The organism is Actinobaculum sp. oral taxon 183 str. F0552 (assembly GCF_000466165.1).
GTDB lineage: Bacteria > Actinomycetota > Actinomycetes > Actinomycetales > Actinomycetaceae > Peptidiphaga.
Genome location: NZ_KE951461.1, coordinates 35,269 through 51,293, shown reverse-complemented (window position 1 = coordinate 51,293; position 16,025 = coordinate 35,269). Strand labels below are relative to the sequence as shown.

The window sequence follows — 16,025 nt, the reverse complement described above, 5'->3', positions numbered from 1 at the left end:
GTTGCGGATTGTACAGGACCGTTGGGACTCATTCGCCCCGGGTCTTCTTGATGATCTCCTCGGAGACGTTCTTGGGAACCTCGGCGTACGAGTCGAACTGCATCGTATAGACCGCACGCCCCTGGGTCTTGGAGCGGAGGTCGCCGACGTATCCGAACATCTCACTGAGCGGGACCAGGGCGCGAACGATCTTCACACCGGTCGCGTCCTCCATGGACTTAATCATGCCACGCCGCGAATTGAGGTCGCCGATGACATCGCCCATGTACTCCTCGGGAGTGCGGACCTCCACATCCATGACCGGTTCGAGGAGCACCGGGTTGGCGCGCCTCGCACCCTCCCGCAGCACCATGTTCCCGGCGATTTTGAAGGCCATTTCCGACGAGTCGACTTCGTGGTAGGCGCCGTCTTCGAGGGTCGCCTTGATCCCCACCATGGGGTAGCCGGCGAGAACGCCGGTCTGCATCGCCTCCTGAATGCCCGCGTCGACCGAGGGGATGTATTCACGGGGCACGCGCCCGCCGGTGACGGCGTTCGCGAACTCGTAGATCGCGCCGTCCTCCGCGTCGACGAGGGGTTCGAAGGTCACGAGGACGCGAGCGAACTGGCCGGAGCCACCCGTCTGCTTCTTGTGGGTGTACTCGACCTTGTCGACCTTCCTGCGGATGGTCTCGCGGTAGGCGACCATCGGCGCGCCGACGTTCGCGTCCACCTTGAACTCGCGCTTCATGCGATCCACGAGGATGTCGAGGTGGAGCTCGCCCATTCCGCCGATGACGGTCTGACCGGTCTCCTCGTCTTGGCGGACGGTGAAGGTCGGGTCTTCGTCGGCCAGCTTCTGGATGGCCGTCGAGAGCTTCTCCTGGTCGTTCTTCGACCTGGGCTCGATGGCCACGTGGATGACGGGGTCCGGGAACGTCATGGACTCCAGGACGATGGGCTTGTCGATCGCGCACAGAGTATCGCCCGTCGTCGTCTCCTTGAGACCGACGAAGGCGTAGATGTGGCCGGCATGCGCGGCCTCCACCGGGTTCTCGCGATTGGAGTGCATCTGGAACATCTTCCCGATGCGCTCCTTCTTGCCCTTCGTGGCGTTGAGCACCTGCATGCCCTGACCCACCTTGCCGGAGTAGACGCGGATGTAGGTGAGCTTGCCGTAGAAGGGGTGGACGGCGATCTTGAAGGCGAGGGCTGCGAAGGGCTCGTTCTCGTTCGCCTCGCGGGTGTCGGGCTCGTCCTCGCGGCCGGGGAGGAAGCCCTCCGTGGCGGGGATGTCGAGCGGCGAGGGCAGGTAGTCCACGACCCCGTCGAGCATGGGCTGGACGCCCTTGTTCTTGTAGGCCGAACCGCAGAAGACGGGGTAGACCTCGCCGGCGATCGTGCGGATGCGCAGTCCCCTCTTGATCTCGTCGAGGGTGAGCTCGCCGCCTTCGAGGTACTTCTCCATGAGCTCCTCGTTGGCTTCGGCCGCGGCCTCGACCGCTTCGAGGTGGTAGGCCTCCGCCTTCTCCAGGAGGTCGGCCGGAATCTCCTCCTCGGCGACGACGATGCCCTTCGTGTCCTGGCCCTTGGCGTCTTTCTCCGGGAAGCGGATCGCCTTCATCTTCAGGACGTCGATCACGCCGTCGAAGTCGCTCTCGACCCCGATCGGGAAGGTCACGACGATCGGCGTGGCCTGAAGGCGGTCCTTGATCGTCTGGACTGAGAAGTCGAAGTTCGCGCCCAGCTTGTCCATCTTGTTGATGAAGCAGATGCGCGGGACGTTGTACTTGTCGGCCTGGCGCCACACGGTCTCCGACTGGGGCTCGACGCCCTCCTTGCCGTCGAAGACGGCGACCGCTCCGTCGAGGACGCGCAAGGAGCGCTCGACCTCGACGGTGAAGTCCACGTGTCCGGGCGTGTCGATGATGTTGATCTGGGTGCCCTTCCAGAAGGCGGTGACGGCCGCGGACGTGATGGTGATGCCGCGCTCCTTCTCCTGCTCCATCCAGTCGGTGGTCGAGGCGCCGTCGTGCGTCTCCCCGATCTTGTAGTTGATGCCCGTGTAGTACAGGATGCGCTCGGTGACGGTGGTCTTGCCAGCGTCGATGTGCGCCATGATTCCGATATTGCGGACCTGCTTGAGGTCTGTCAGCACGTCAAGTGCCACGTTTTGGCTCTCTTCTTCCTTGAGGGCGCGCTGACGGCGGCCAGTCGCGCCCGTTCGTCGTTACCAGCGGTAGTGAGCGAAGGCCCTGTTGGACTCCGCCATTCGGTGCGTGTCTTCGCGACGCTTGACAGCGGCGCCCAGGCCGTTGGATGCGTCGAGGATCTCGTTGAGGAGGCGCTCGGTCATGGTCTTCTCGCGGCGCTGGCGAGCGTAGTCGACCAGCCATCGCAGGGCGAGGGTCGTCGCGCGACCCGCCTTGACCTCCACGGGCACCTGGTAGGTGGCGCCTCCGACGCGACGGGAGCGGACCTCCAGCGACGGGCGGATGTTGTCCATCGCGCGCTTGAGGACCGTCAGGGGATCCTGGCCGGACTTCTCCCCGACTCCTTCGAGGGCCCCGTAGACGATCCGCTCGGCCGTGGACTTCTTTCCGTCGAGGAGAACCCGGTTGACGAGCTGGGTCACCATCGGCGAGCCGTAGACGGGGTCGTTGACGATGGGGCGCTTGCGGGCCGGTCCTTTGCGGGGCATTACTTCTTCTCCTTCTTCGCGCCGTAGCGGCTGCGGGCCTGCTGACGGTTCTTGACTCCCTGGGTGTCGAGGGCGCCACGGACGATCCTGTAGCGCACACCCGGGAGGTCGCGGACGCGGCCCCCGCGGACGAGGACGATCGAATGCTCCTGGAGATTGTGCCCCTCGCCGGGAATGTAGGCCGTGACCTCTATACCGGAGGACAGGCGGACGCGGGCGACCTTGCGAAGGGCCGAATTCGGCTTCTTCGGGGTGGTGGTGAAGACGCGGGTGCACACGCCGCGGCGCTGGGGACTCCCCTTGAGCGCCGGGGTCTTGGACTTCCCGACTTTGCTCGAGCGGCCCTTGCGGACCAGCTGCTGAATTGTGGGCACTGTGGACTCCTGAAAATGTTCTGTTCAATCGTGATGCGGGCGAACGAGGCACGGGCCCCACTTCGCGCGCTTATCCGCGGAATGTCGCGGACTGAGGATGGACACACCCGGATATGGGCAACCTAAGCAAGAATAGCCGCAGGGTCGCGGATCCGTCAAAGAATCCCGTGTGTGGCGGTGATTACGAGGAGGGGCGCGTCATGCGCCCCTCCTGCCCACGCTCCCGCGCGCCGCCGTGCCGACGGCGCGCGGGACACGGTCAGAAGGCCGGGTACCCTGCGCTCAGATCGAAGTCCGGGAAGTCGCCGTAGCCGAAGCCGTCGTCGAAGGCCTCCAGGTCGCGGTGGCTGAAGCCGTTGTTCTTCTCGAATTCGATGCGGGCCTCGGACGTCGGCTCGACGCGCACGTTGCGCAGCTGCTCCAGTCCGGTCCCGGCGGGTATGAGCTTGCCGAGGATGACGTTCTCCTTCAAGCCGGACAACGGGTCGCTCTTGGCGTTGAGGGCGGCCTCCGTGAGGACCTTCGTCGTCTCCTGGAAGGAGGCGGCGGACAGCCAGGAGTCGGTCGCCAGGGAGGCCTTCGTGATGCCCATGAGCTCGGGGCGCCCGGAGGCCGGCTTGCCGCCCTCGGCCATCGCGGTCCGATTCTCGTCCTCGAAGATGGCCACGTCGACGAGCTCGCCGGGGAGCAGCTTCGTGGTTCCCGCTTCGAGGATGGTCACGCGGCGCAGCATCTGGCGGACGATGACCTCGATGTGCTTGTCGTGGATCTCCACGCCCTGCGAACGGTAGACGCTCTGGACCTCGGAGACGATGTGCTCCTGGGCCGAACGGCGACCCGAGATGCGCAGTACCTTCTTGGGGTCGACCGATCCCTCGACGAGCTGCTGGCCGACCTGGACTCGGCTGTCCTCGGAGACGAGCAGCTTGGCGCGCTTGGAGACCTGGTAGACGAGGTCTTCGTCGCCGTCGTCGCGCACGACGATGAGGCGGCGGGTGCGCTCGCCGTCCTCCACCTTGAGTCGCCCGGGGGCCTCGGCGATCGGCGCCTCCCCCTTGGGGGTCCGAGCCTCGAAGAGTTCCTGCACGCGAGGCAGGCCCTGGGTGATGTCGTCGGCGGAGGCCGAGCCGCCCGTGTGGAAGGTGCGCATCGTCAGCTGTGTTCCCGGCTCGCCGATCGACTGGGCCGCGACGATCCCGACGGCCTCGCCGATGTCCACGAGCTTGCCGGTGGCCATCGAGCGGCCGTAGCACATGGCGCAGGTGCCGATGCGCGACTCGCAGGTCAGCACGGAGCGGACCGCGACCTCGGTGACGCCCGCCGCGATGAGCCTCTCGATGACGACGTCGCCCAGGTCGGTTCCCGCGGCGACGATGACCTCGCCGTCCTCGCCGACGATGTCCCGGGCGAGGGTGCGGGCGTAGACGGTGGTGTCGAGCTGTTCGTCGGGCACGAGGGCGCCGGATGCGTCGCGGTGCGCGATGACCTTGGTCAGGCCGCGCCGCGTGCCGCAGTTGTCCTCGCGGACGATGACGTCCTGGGAGACGTCGACCAGGCGCCGCGTCAGATACCCCGAGTCGGCCGTGCGCAGAGCGGTGTCCGCCAGGCCCTTGCGGGCGCCGTGCGTGGCGATGAAGTACTCCAGGACCGACAGGCCCTCGCGGTAGTTCGACTTGATCGGGCGGGGGATGATCGCCCCCTTCGGGTCGGCGACGAGGCCTCGCATGCCCGCGATCTGGCGGACCTGCTCCCAGTTGCCTCGCGCCCCCGAGGAGACCATGCGGTTGACGGTGTTCATCTCCTCGAAATTGGTGCGCATCTCCCGGGCGATCCGGTCGGTCACCGCGGACCACAGGTCGACGAGGTCGCGGCGGCGGTCCTCGTCCTCGATGCGTCCGGTGAGGAACTGATGCTCGATCCGGGAGGCGTCGGCCTCCGCATTGTCGAGGATCTCGCGCTTCGTCCCGGGGACGACGACGTCCGACACGGCGATGGTCGCGCCCGAGCGTCCCGCCCAGTAGAAGCCCGCCTCCTTCAGGGCGTCGAGCGAAGCGCCGACGGCGACCTTCTCGTACCGCTCGGCCAGGGCGTTGACGATCCGGCCGAGGACCTTCTTGTCGACCGGCTCGTTGACGTAGGGGAAGTCCACGGGGAGCGTGTCGTTGAAGATCGCGCGGCCCAGACTCGTCTCCAGGCGGAAGGGCTCGCCGTCGGCGCGGCCATCGGGGGCCTGGAAGTCCACGGGCGCGGCGACGTCCCCCTCGAAGCGGATGAAGCACCGCGCGTTCAGGTCGAGCTGGCCGAGGTCCATCGCCATCCGAGCCTCGGCGACGGAGGAGAAGTACCTCCCCTCGCCGGGCAGGCCGTCGCGCACGCTCGTCAGGTGGAACAGCCCGATGATCATGTCCTGGGAGGGCATGGTCACCGGACGGCCGTCCGAGGGTTTGAGGATGTTGTTCGAGGAGAGCATGAGGACGCGCGCCTCGGCCTGGGCCTCCACCGACAGCGGCAGATGGACGGCCATCTGGTCCCCGTCGAAGTCGGCGTTGAAGGCGCCGCACACGAGCGGGTGCAGGCGGATGGCCTTGCCCTCGATGAGCTGCGGCTCGAAGGCCTGGATGCCCAGGCGGTGAAGCGTCGGCGCCCGGTTGAGGAGGACGGGGTGTTCCTGGATGACCTCTTCGAGGACGTCCCACACTTCGGGACGCTGCCGGTCGATGAGACGCTTAGCCGCCTTGACGTTCTTGGCGACGTCGAGGTCCACGAGCCTCTTCTGGACGAAGGGCTTGAACAGCTCGAGCGCCATGATCGTCGGCAGGCCGCACTGGTGGAGTTTGAGGGTCGGACCCACGACGATGACGCTGCGACCAGAGTAATCCACGCGCTTGCCCAGAAGGTTCTGGCGGAAGCGCCCCTGCTTGCCCTTGAGCATGTCGGACAGGGACTTCAGCGGCCGGTTGCCGGCGCCCTGGACGGGGCGGCCGCGTCGGCCGTTGTCGAAGAGGGCGTCCACGGCCTCCTGGAGCATGCGCTTCTCGTTGTTCACCATGATCTCGGGGGCCCCGAGGTCGAGCATGCGCTTGAGGCGGTTGTTGCGGTTGATGACGCGGCGATAGAGGTCGTTGAGGTCGGAGGTGGCGAAGCGGCCGCCGTCGAGCTGCACCATGGGGCGCAGGTCGGGCGGGATGACCGGAAGGGCGTCGAGCACCATGGCCGTGGGCTTGGTCCCCGAGTGCAGGAAGGCGTTGATGACCTTGATGCGCTTGAGGGCGCGGGCCTTGCGCTGGGCGGTGCCGGACTCGATGACCTCGACGAGGTGGTCGCGCTCGGCCTGCAGATCGAAGGACTCCAGGCGCCGCTTGATGGCCTCGGCGCCCCGGAACGCCTCGAAGTAGTCGGAGTAGCGCGCCTCCATCTCGCGGTAGAGGTCCTCGTCCCCTTCGAGATCGCCGACCTTGAGCTTGGTGAAGCGCTCCCACACGGCGTCCAGGCGCTCCAGGTCGAGGTCGGCGCGCTTGCGGATGCGGGCTAGATCGGTTTCGGCGGCGCGCTTGATCTTGCTCTTGGCGTCGGACTTCTGCTTGTCGCCCTCGGCCTCGGCCAGATCGGCCTCGAGCCTCTTCTGGCGCTCCTCCAGGTCGACGGCCAACTGCTTCTCGATGGCCGAGCGCTCGAGCTCGTACTCGGACTGGAGGGAGGGAAGGTCCTGGCGGCGGTTCTCCTCGTCGACGGAGGTCACCATGTAGGCCGCGAAGTAGATGACCTTCTCCAAGTCCTTGGGCGCGATGTCGAGCAGGTACCCCAGTCGCGAGGGAACGCCCTTGAAGTACCAGATGTGGGTCACGGGAGCGGCGAGCTCGATGTGGCCCATGCGCTCGCGGCGCACCTTCGAACGGGTGACCTCCACGCCGCAGCGTTCGCAGACGATGCCCTTGAAGCGGGGGCGCTTGTACTTGCCGCAGGCGCACTCCCAGTCGCGGGTGGGGCCGAAGATGCGCTCGCAGAACAGCCCGTCGCGCTCAGGTTTGAGCGTGCGGTAGTTGATGGTCTCCGGTTTCTTGACCTCGCCGTGCGACCAGGTGCGCACGTCGTCGGAGGTTGCCAGAGAGATGTGGAGCTGGTCGAAGCGGTTGACGTCGAGCAAGGTTCCTCTTCCTGATGAAGCACCGATACATGTTGTCAATGGGCGGACTGGACGGCCCGGCGGGCGCTCGGCCGGGCCGCCGCGTCAGAAGTCGGCGCCCGACGTGAGATCCTCCAGGCCGGTCGGCATGGCCAGCGGCTCGAGGGTCTGGAACTGGTCCTCCTCGGTGTCCTGGAGGTTGATCGACTGGCCTGCCGCGTCGAGGGCCTCGACGTTCAGGCACAGGGAGCGCATCTCCTGGATGAGGACCTTGAAGGATTCGGGGATGCCCGCCTCGGGGACGTTGTCCCCCTTGACGATGGCTTCGTAGACCTTGACGCGGCCGACCGTGTCGTCGGACTTGATCGTCAGCATCTCCTGCAGCGTGTGGGAGGCGCCGTAGGCCTCCAGGGCCCATACCTCCATCTCGCCGAAGCGCTGGCCGCCGAACTGGGCCTTTCCGCCGAGCGGCTGCTGCGTGACCATCGAGTAGGGGCCGGTCGAACGGGCGTGGATCTTGTCGTCGACGAGGTGGTGGAGCTTGAGCATGTACATGTAGCCCACCGATATCGGCTCCGGGAAGGGCTCGCCGGAACGTCCGTCGAACAGTCGCGCCTTGCCCTGGCCGTCGACGAGGATCTCGCCGTCGCGGTTGGGCAGAGTCGCCGACAGCAGCCCGGAGAGCTCGTCGCCCCGGACGCCGTCGAACACCGGCGTGGCGACCTGGGCCCCCGGCGCTCCCACCACGGTGTCCTCGGGCAGACGGGCCGCCCATTCCTCGCCCGACTCGCGGGCGGCCGAGGCGTCCCATCCCTGGCTGGCGATCCACCCCAGGTGCAGCTCGTAGACCTGGCCCAGGTTCATGCGCCCGGGAACGCCCAACGGGTTGAGGATGATGTCCACGGGGGTGCCGTCCTCCATGAAGGGCATGTCCTCGATCGGCAGGATCCGCGAGATGACGCCTTTGTTTCCGTGACGCCCGGCCATCTTGTCGCCGATGGTGATCTTGCGGCGCTGGGCGATGTAGACGCGAACCGTCTCGTTGACGTCGGAGGCGAGCTCGTCGTTGTTCTCCTGGGTGAACTGGCGCACGCCGATGACGATGCCCGACTCGCCGTGGGGCACGCGCAGCGACGTGTCGCGGACCTCCTTGGCCTTCTCGCCGAAGATCGCGCGCAGGAGCCTCTCCTCGCTGGTCAGCTCGGTCTCCCCTTTGGGCGTGATCTTGCCGACGAGGATGTCCCCGGCCTGCACCTCGGCGCCGATGCGGATGACGCCGTGCTCGTCGAGGTGCGAAAGCATCTCATCCGAGACATTGGGGATGTCCCGGGTGATCTCCTCGGGCCCGAGCTTCGTGTCGCGCGCGTCGACTTCGTGCTCCTCGATGTGGATCGAGGTGAGCAGGTCGTCCTTCACGCAGCGCTCGGAGAGGATGATCGCGTCCTCGTAGTTGAAGCCGTTCCACGTCATGAAGGCGACCAGGAGGTTCTGCCCGAGCGCGAGCTCGCCTCCCTCGGTGGCGGGGCCGTCGGCGATGAGCGTTCCGGCCTCCAGACGGTCCCCGGGCTTGACGACGACCTTCTGGTTGATGCAATTGCCGGGGTTGGACCGCTCGAACTTAGTCATCTTGTACGTAACGTGCCGTCCGTTGTCCTGCTCGACGACTACGGAGTCGGCGTCGACCTCCAGGACGACGCCGGGGGCGCTGGCCGCCGTCACGTCGCCCGCGTCGACCGCGGCGCGCATCTCCATGCCCGTGCCCACGTAGGGGGCGACGGGACGGATGAGCGGAACGGCCTGGCGCTGCATGTTCGCCCCCATGAGGGCGCGGTTGGCGTCGTCGTGCTCCAGGAAGGGGATCATGGCCGTTCCGACCGAGCACATCTGCCGTGCCGAGACGTCCATGTAATCGATCTCCTTCACCGGCACGAGAGCGGGCTCGCCGCCGGGCATGCGGCACAGGGCCTCCTCGTCGAGGAAGCGTCCGCCCGCGTCGAGCGGGGCCTCGGCCTGCGCGATGACGGCGCGATCCTCGTCGTCGGCCTGGAGGTAGACGATCTCGTCGGTGGCGACCCCGTCGACGACCCGCCGGTAGGGCGTCTCGATGAAGCCGAAGGAGTTGATGCGCGCGAAGGACGCGAGCGAGCCGATCAGACCGATGTTCGGGCCTTCGGGCGTCTCGATCGGGCACATGCGGCCGTAGTGGGAGGGGTGGACGTCTCGCACCTCCATGCCCGCGCGGTCGCGCGAGAGCCCGCCGGGGCCCAGCGCGGAGAGGCGGCGCTTGTGCGTCAGACCCGCGAGCGGATTGTTCTGGTCCATGAACTGCGAGAGCTGGGACGTGCCGAAGAACTCCTTGATCGCAGCGACGATCGGCCGGATGTTGATCAGCGAGGACGGCGTGATGGCCTCGGCCTCCTGGGTCGTCATGCGCTCGCGCACCATTCGGTCCAGACGGGACAGGCCCGTGCGGACCTGGTTCTGGATGAGCTCGCCGACGGCGCGGATGCGGCGGTTGCCGAAGTGGTCGATGTCGTCCGTCTCGACGGCCACGGACGCGGCCCCTTCGGCGCACACCACCTCGGCCTGCCCGGCGTGAAGAGCCAGAAGATAGCGCAGGACGGCCGTGATGTCCGAGATGCCGAGCTGGCGGGAGTCGCCGGAGGGATCCAGGCCCAGCTTCTTGTTGATCTTGAAGCGCCCGACCTTGGCCGTGTCGTAGCGTTTGGTGTTGAAGTAGAAGTTGTTGAGGAGCGTGCGGCCCGCCTCGGCCGTCGGCGGCTCGCCGGGACGCAGCTTGCGGTAGAGGTCGGTCAGAGCCTCTTCCTGGGTGTGCACCGTGTCCTTCTCGAGGGTCTCGATGAGGGCTGGGAAGTCGGCGAAGATCTCGCGGATCTCCGATTCGGCCATGCCCAGGGCCTTGAGGAACACCGTCACGGACTGCTTGCGCTTGCGATCCACCCGCACGCCCACGGCGTCGCGCTTGTCGATCTCGAATTCGAGCCAGGCTCCGCGCGAGGGGATGACTTTCGTCGAGAAGACGTCCTTGTCGGAGGTCTTGTCGGCCACGCGCTCGAAGTAGACGCCGGGCGAGCGCACCAGCTGGGAGACGACGACGCGCTCGGTCCCGTTGATGATGAAAGTGCCGCGCTCGGTCATGAGCGGGAAGTCGCCGATGAAGGTCGTCTGGCTCTTGATCTCGCCGGTCTCGTAGTTCTGGAACTCGGCCGTCACGTATAGCGGAGCGGCGTACGTCAGATCGCGCTCGCGGCATTCGGCGATGGAGTACTTGGGGTCTTCGAGGTGGGGGGTGGAGAGCACGAGCCCCATCGTCTGGGCTGCGTTCTCGATCGGAGAGATCTCCTCGAAGATCTCTTCGAGGCCGGACTGCTCACCCGGGCTCTTCCGGGCCCAGGCCTCGGAGCCTATGAGCCAGCCGAAGCTGTCGGTCTGGAGTCCGAGAAGATCGGGAACCTGAAGGGGCTCGTGAATCTTGGCGAACGACACCCGGTCTACGACCGGCTTGCCTTTGAGAGCGGAGAGCGAATAGGTGCGCGAAGCAGCCAAAGGGGGTTCCTTCCCTGACGTTGGTAAGGCGGTCGGCACCGGCACTCCCCCGGCCGGACCGGTCGCCGGACCGCGGCGTCGAGCCGGGCGGGCGACTTTTGGGCACAGTGATGGGTACACGGCGCGAGTACCTACATTACACCCATAGAGAATGCGAGCGCTACGCCAAACCCTGTGGAAGGCGTCACGGGACGACTCTGTCCGCGGCAGCCGCCGCGTGCGGACGTCGCGCGGGCCTGCCGTCACACACTGTTGCACAGCCCGGCCCGACATGCAAGTGCGACTACACGTCACGGCGTGTTGCGCACAGCCCCCGCCGGAGGCCGGAAGGGGCGGGCGCGCGCCGATCCGTCCGCTTCGCGAGAGGTCGGCCCCTGCCGTCCCCCTCGTCCGCTCCCCGGCCGCGCATCCCGTCGGCCGGTCGGATCGGTAGAAACCTCCTCCTGGCCGGCCGCGGTCCGGGCCAGCCGAAGGCCTGCGCCGGGGAGCGGTTCACCTTCCCACCTGTGCGAGGCAGCGCCGAAGTCGATTCGGGCTATCGTATGGATGTGAACATCCGGAGTGCGGCTCTCCCGCGACTCCTTCGCAGCAGAGGCACCGGACACTAAGGAGGCCACGATGACCAGACGACATCCGGCGATCGTCACCGCCGTGGGCCTGCTCCTCGCCGGAGCACAGCTTTCGGCCTGCTCGGACTCGAACTCCGATGCGTCCTTTCTGAATGACGCGTCGCGTTCGGCAAGCCCCTCGCCCAGTTCCCAAAAGCCCAGCCAACCAAGTAAAAACGCTTCTTCTTCCTCGAATAGGCAGAGTTCATCCCTATACGGAAACTCAAACTCTTCAGCCTATCAGAGGTCATCTTCAGCCACATCCGATCGACCAAGCACCCTCAATAGATACATATTTTCACAAAACACCATTTTCTTCAACACACCCGGAAAGAAGGAAAAAGCCAAATTCGACGTCCCGAAGCATTTCAGATTCGATAACAATCCACAAAAAAATGGTAAAAAGATTCTCGACGCTGCAATAGTTTACGACCCGGCTGATAGCTATATAAATTATATAATAATGCCGGACACAGTATTCTATAGGCTACCGAACATGGATCAAGTACTCACTGATCTCAAAGCTTCGAATTTGCAGCCCAAAGGAATTTACAGCCTGGACCGATTGGGCGCGTACAAAGCTGTAGGAGTGGAGTTCACCACGGAAAACGGACGACTCAGCCGCATCTTCATCGTCGAAGTCGAGGGAACCACCTGGAACATCACGATAAACGCGCGCAACGCCCAGGAGGCCGACGACCTGCAGAGGAACTTGGACAGCATGCGCCCCGCGTAGGCAGCCCGGCGGCCCTGGGCGGGTCGGCCGACCCGCCCAGGCTGACGCCTTCGCCCGCGAGCGGTCCGCGCTGCAACGGGATCATCGAACTTCCTCGCCAACGCGATTCCCCGACCGAGCGAAGCCGTGCTGCCCTCCCCGTCGCCTTCAGGCGACGATCTTCGCGTACGTAGCGCAGAGCGTCGGCCGCTCTCGAAGGGCGGAGAGCCGCGGCGACGGGCGCTCGCGTCAGAGGACGACTACCGGCTTGATGAGGTCTGCGGGCTTGTCCTTCATCAGCCAGAGCGCCTCCTCCACGTGTTCGAAGCCCTGGAAGCGATGGGTGATCAGGCGGGAGACGTTGAGCTTGCCCAGGGACACCAGACGGGCCAGCTTCTCCATTCGCAGGCGTCCGCCGGGCATGAGGCCGCCGGTGATCGTTATGTGCCCCATTCCCACTCCCCATTCGACGCGCGGAATCCTCACGTACTCGCCGTCGCCCAGGTAGTTGACGTTTCCGATGATGCCTCCGGGGCGAACGGATTTCACGGCGGAGGCGAAGGTGTCGTTGTCGCCTCCCGCGATGACGACCTTGTCCACGCCCCGTCCGTCGGTCAAGCTCATGACCTGATCCTCGATGGCGCCGTCCCTGTAGTTGACGAGATCCGTCGCGCCGTAGGAGCGGGCCGCCTCCTGGCAGACCGGACGGGAGCCGACGCCGATGATGTGGGCCGCGCCGTGGAGGTTCGCGCCCGCCACGGCCATCAATCCGACCGGCCCGATCCCGACGACCAAGACGTCGTCGCCGAAGGTGACCTGGGCCAACTCGACGCCGTGCAGGCCGGTGGGCACCATGTCGGAGAGCATGCAGGCCTCGGCGGGCGAGACATTCTCGGGGATGAGGGCCAGGTTGCCGTCCGCGTCGTTGACGTGGAAGTACTCGCCGAAGACTCCGTCTTTGAAGTTGGAGAACTTCCAACCGGAGAGCATGCCGCCCGAGTGCATGGGATATCCCGACTGCGTCTCGGTCGAGGACCAGTCCGGCGTGATGGCGGGGATCAAGACGTGGTCTCCCGGCTTGAAGTCCTTGACGAGCGCCCCCACCTCGACGACTTCACCACACGCTTCGTGGCCGAGGATCATGTCCGTGCGCTCGCCGATCGCCCCCTCCCAGCACGTGTGCACGTCGGAGGTGCACGGCGCCACGGCCAAGGGACGCACGATCGCGTCGAGGGGGCCGCAGACGGGGCGCTCCTTCTCCACCCAGCCGATCCGGCCGATGGAGCGCATCGCAAAGCCTTTCATCGTTATTTCCTTTCCGAGCTCATCGACAACGTGCGGACGCCGGACGGGCCAGCGGCTTCTCGCTGCGCATCAGTTAAACAACGAATACCACGTCATGGAAGAGGAAAATGAAATAGCTCACAATGCGGGCGTCTCCGGATGGCGTCCCAGGCACGCCCGCACCCACGTGGCGCAGAGACGACCGAAGAAGGCGAAGAAGGTAAGGTTGCCCTTAGCATCAGTGTCGGAACCCGGATTCATTCCCGCCGAATAGGAGATCTCATGGCAAACCCGTGGACGTTGTACGACCGACTCATCGATCCGATCCCCGAGGACCTCACCGTCACAGCGGCGAGCGTGGGGCCGAAGTGGTGTCGCATAACGTCCTGCGAAGGCGGCGCGGGAATGGCCTTCTCCATGCCCGCGAGCACGCGGCCCGCGCTTCACGAGAACGGGGAGTTCGTCGGAGCGCGCCTGCGCGACGTAGCGCAACTCGCCAAGAGCTGGAATCTGGCCGAGGCGGGAATGGGGATGGCCGCGGTCAACTCGTGGCACAGCCTGCCCGCGCGGGCACGCGCGAACGGCTTCGCACCGTGCGCGGACAACAACTGGGCGAAGAGCTTCCATCCCTACCGCGAGGCGACGCGCGGGCGGAAGGTCGCCGTGATCGGACATTTCCCCTTCGCCCCCGCAGCACTGTCCGAGGCCGGGGAGCTGTTCGTCTTCGAGCGCAATCCCGTCGAAGGCGACTATCCCGACTCGGCCAGCGAATACCTCCTGCCCGAATGCGACTACGTCTTCATCACCGGGTCGTCCTTCGTCAACAAGACGATCCCGCGCCTGCTCGAGCTCTCCCGCAATGCGACGACCGTCATGATCGGGCCCTCCACTCCGGCTTCGCCGATTCTCTTCGACTACGGAGTGGACGTGATAACGGCCTTCGCCTGCGATCAGGGAGCGCTGTTGGATGAAGCGCTGGACGGCAACCTCCTGGGCGGCATGTACGAGGCGGGCATGCGCGTGGAGCGGGCGAAGCCCTTGTGAAGGGCTTCGCCCGCCGGAAGGACTAGAAGGCTATGCGGGTGAAGGCCTCGGTCTGCTCCTTGATCGCCACCTCGGTGGGAAGGCGCTCGATCGAGCTGGCCCCGTAGAATCCGACCACGCCCTCCGTCCGGCTGAGCACGTACTGCGCGTCCTGCGGCTCGGCGATCGGCCCGCCGTGGCAGAGGACGAGGATGTCGGGATCGATCTCGACGGCGGCGTCATGCATGGCCTGCACGCGCTCCACGCATTCGTCGAGCGTGAGCGCCGTGGAGGCGCCGATCGTCCCCTTCGTCGTCAAACCCATGTGGGGCACGAGGATGTCCGCGCCGGCCTCGGCCATGGCCCTCGCCTGCTCGACGTCGAACACGTACGGGGACGTGACCAGGTCGCGTTCGCGGGCTTGCCGGATCATCTCCAGCTCGAGGTCGTAGCCCATCCCCGTCTCCTCGAGGTTCTGGCGGAAGACGCCGTCGATGAGCCCGACGGTCGGGAAGTTCTGGACGCCGGAGAATCCGGCGGCCTTCACCTCGTCGAGGAAGCGGCCCATCACCCGGAAGGGGTCCGTGCCGTTGACCCCCGCGAGCACAGGCGTGTCCTTGACGACGGGGAGGACTTCGTTGGCCATCTCCATGACGATCGCGTTGGCGTCCCCGTAGGCCAGCAGCCCGGAGAGCGAGCCCCGGCCGGCCATGCGGAAACGGCCCGAGTTGTAGATGACCAGCAGGTCGATTCCGCCCGCTTCGGCGGACTTGGCCGATATGCCCGTGCCCGCGCCGCCGCCGATGACCGGGCGGCCCTCGGCGACTTTCGCCCGGAGTCGGGCGAGTACTTGTGAACGTTCCATCGTTCGTCCTTTCTTCTTGCTCCTTGCGCCGCGGGCTCTGCAAGCCCACGGCATTCCGTCAGGCCGCGGAGCCGCTGCGGCCCGCGGGCGCAGACTCCTCGATCATCCGGTGCAGGAGGCGCGCGGATCGCGCTCCGAAGCCGGGATCGTTGATGTGCGCGTCGCATTCGACGATCCGCACATCGCCGGCCGGGGATCCGGCGACGGTTCGCCTCACGGCCTCGAAGAGCGCGGCGTCGGCCTCCTCGTCCCGGAAGGGGCCGGCCTCGGCGTCGATCCCGCTCACGCCCCTCAGCGGCAGCACGAGCGCGACCGGGCCGCGGGCGCCGAGAGCCTTCTCCCCTATCCGCCTGCCGAGTTCGGCGTTCTCCCCCGGAGTGGTCCGCATGAGAGTGACCACGGGATTGTGGACGACGAAGGTCCGCCCCTCGAATCTCTCCGGCACATCCTCGCGCGGCCCGAAGTTGACCATGTCGAGGGCTCCGAAGGAGACGACCTGGGGAATCCCCGCGGCGCCGGCAGCGGTCAGGCGATCCGGGCCCGCGGTGAGGATCCCGCCGACGAGCTCGTCGGCGAGCTCGGTGGTCGTCAGGTCGAGGACTCCCGCGAGCCGGCCGTCGGCGGCGAGCTTCTCCAACGCCCGTCCTCCGGAGCCGGTGGCGTGGAAGACCAAGGTCTCGTACCCGAGGCCGCCGAGGACTTCGCGCGCCTCGTCGACGGCGGGCGTCGTCAGCCCGAACATCGACAGCGCGACGACCGGCTTGGCCTGCCGGCCGCCCTCCGCCC

At 66.4% G+C, this 16,025-nt stretch carries 10 protein-coding genes; 2 read left to right on the top strand and 8 right to left on the bottom strand.

The window, feature by feature from the left end; translation table 11 throughout:
- Nucleotides 1-28: 28 nt before the first annotated feature.
- The 5 genes from fusA to rpoB form a co-directional block, all read right to left on the bottom strand.
- Nucleotides 29-2,149, bottom strand: coding sequence for an elongation factor G (gene fusA, locus HMPREF0043_RS08445; RefSeq protein ID WP_040318204.1), 2,121 nt, complete (start codon nucleotides 2,147-2,149; stop codon nucleotides 29-31).
- Between the two features lie 60 nt (nucleotides 2,150-2,209).
- Nucleotides 2,210-2,680 carry a 30S ribosomal protein S7 gene (gene rpsG / locus HMPREF0043_RS08440; RefSeq protein ID WP_021602622.1) on the bottom strand — a complete coding sequence of 157 codons (471 nt, stop codon included), beginning with the start codon at nucleotides 2,678-2,680 and terminating at the stop codon, nucleotides 2,210-2,212.
- A complete protein-coding gene (gene rpsL, locus HMPREF0043_RS08435; RefSeq protein ID WP_021602621.1) occupies nucleotides 2,680-3,054 on the bottom strand; it encodes a 30S ribosomal protein S12 in 375 nt (124 codons plus the stop codon). Before rpsL ends, rpsG begins: the two co-directional genes overlap by 1 nt.
- A 259-nt stretch (nucleotides 3,055-3,313) precedes the next feature.
- A complete protein-coding gene (locus HMPREF0043_RS08430) occupies nucleotides 3,314-7,198 on the bottom strand; it encodes a DNA-directed RNA polymerase subunit beta' (protein WP_021602620.1) in 3,885 nt (1,294 codons plus the stop codon).
- 84 nt (nucleotides 7,199-7,282) lie between these two features.
- Nucleotides 7,283-10,744 (bottom strand): DNA-directed RNA polymerase subunit beta, encoded by a 3,462-nt coding sequence (gene rpoB, locus HMPREF0043_RS08425; protein ID WP_040318203.1) that lies wholly within the window; start codon nucleotides 10,742-10,744, stop codon nucleotides 7,283-7,285.
- Nucleotides 10,745-11,362: 618 nt separating this feature from the next.
- On the opposite strand from rpoB, the gene HMPREF0043_RS11200 reads away from it, so the two are divergent.
- Nucleotides 11,363-12,088 carry a hypothetical protein gene (locus tag HMPREF0043_RS11200; RefSeq protein ID WP_156897562.1) on the top strand — a complete coding sequence of 242 codons (726 nt, stop codon included), beginning with the start codon at nucleotides 11,363-11,365 and terminating at the stop codon, nucleotides 12,086-12,088.
- Nucleotides 12,089-12,316: 228 nt separating this feature from the next.
- On the opposite strand, the gene HMPREF0043_RS08420 is transcribed toward HMPREF0043_RS11200, so the two are convergent.
- A complete protein-coding gene (locus tag HMPREF0043_RS08420) occupies nucleotides 12,317-13,372 on the bottom strand; it encodes an NAD(P)-dependent alcohol dehydrogenase (protein WP_021602614.1) in 1,056 nt (351 codons plus the stop codon).
- 261 nt (nucleotides 13,373-13,633) lie between these two features.
- Between HMPREF0043_RS08420 and HMPREF0043_RS08415 the strand changes: the two genes are divergently transcribed.
- Nucleotides 13,634-14,395: a Rossmann-like domain-containing protein gene (locus HMPREF0043_RS08415; RefSeq protein WP_021602612.1), complete on the top strand. Its 762-nt coding sequence runs from the start codon at nucleotides 13,634-13,636 to the stop codon at nucleotides 14,393-14,395.
- A gap of 22 nt (nucleotides 14,396-14,417) precedes the next feature.
- Here the strand turns inward: HMPREF0043_RS08415 and HMPREF0043_RS08410 are convergent, their stop codons facing one another.
- Together HMPREF0043_RS08410 and HMPREF0043_RS11195 are read right to left on the bottom strand one after the other, a co-directional pair.
- Entirely contained in the window at nucleotides 14,418-15,239 is an 822-nt protein-coding gene (locus HMPREF0043_RS08410; RefSeq protein WP_021602611.1) for a phosphoenolpyruvate hydrolase family protein, read from the bottom strand.
- A 58-nt stretch (nucleotides 15,240-15,297) separates the two neighbouring features.
- On the bottom strand, nucleotides 15,298-16,025 hold a 728-nt coding region (locus tag HMPREF0043_RS11195; RefSeq protein WP_021602610.1), incomplete at its 5' end, for a Tm-1-like ATP-binding domain-containing protein.

Excerpts from the sequence above, each read along its gene's own strand:
- HMPREF0043_RS08410 (WP_021602611.1), bottom strand. The coding sequence starts at position 15,239 with ATGGAACGTTCACAAGTACTCGCCCGACTCCGGGCGAAAGTCGCCGAG.
- rpsG (WP_021602622.1), bottom strand. The coding sequence starts at position 2,680 with ATGCCCCGCAAAGGACCGGCCCGCAAGCGCCCCATCGTCAACGACCCC.
- HMPREF0043_RS08420 (WP_021602614.1), bottom strand. The coding sequence starts at position 13,372 with ATGAAAGGCTTTGCGATGCGCTCCATCGGCCGGATCGGCTGGGTGGAG.
- HMPREF0043_RS11200 (WP_156897562.1), top strand. The coding sequence starts at position 11,363 with ATGACCAGACGACATCCGGCGATCGTCACCGCCGTGGGCCTGCTCCTC.
- HMPREF0043_RS08415 (WP_021602612.1), top strand. The coding sequence starts at position 13,634 with ATGGCAAACCCGTGGACGTTGTACGACCGACTCATCGATCCGATCCCC.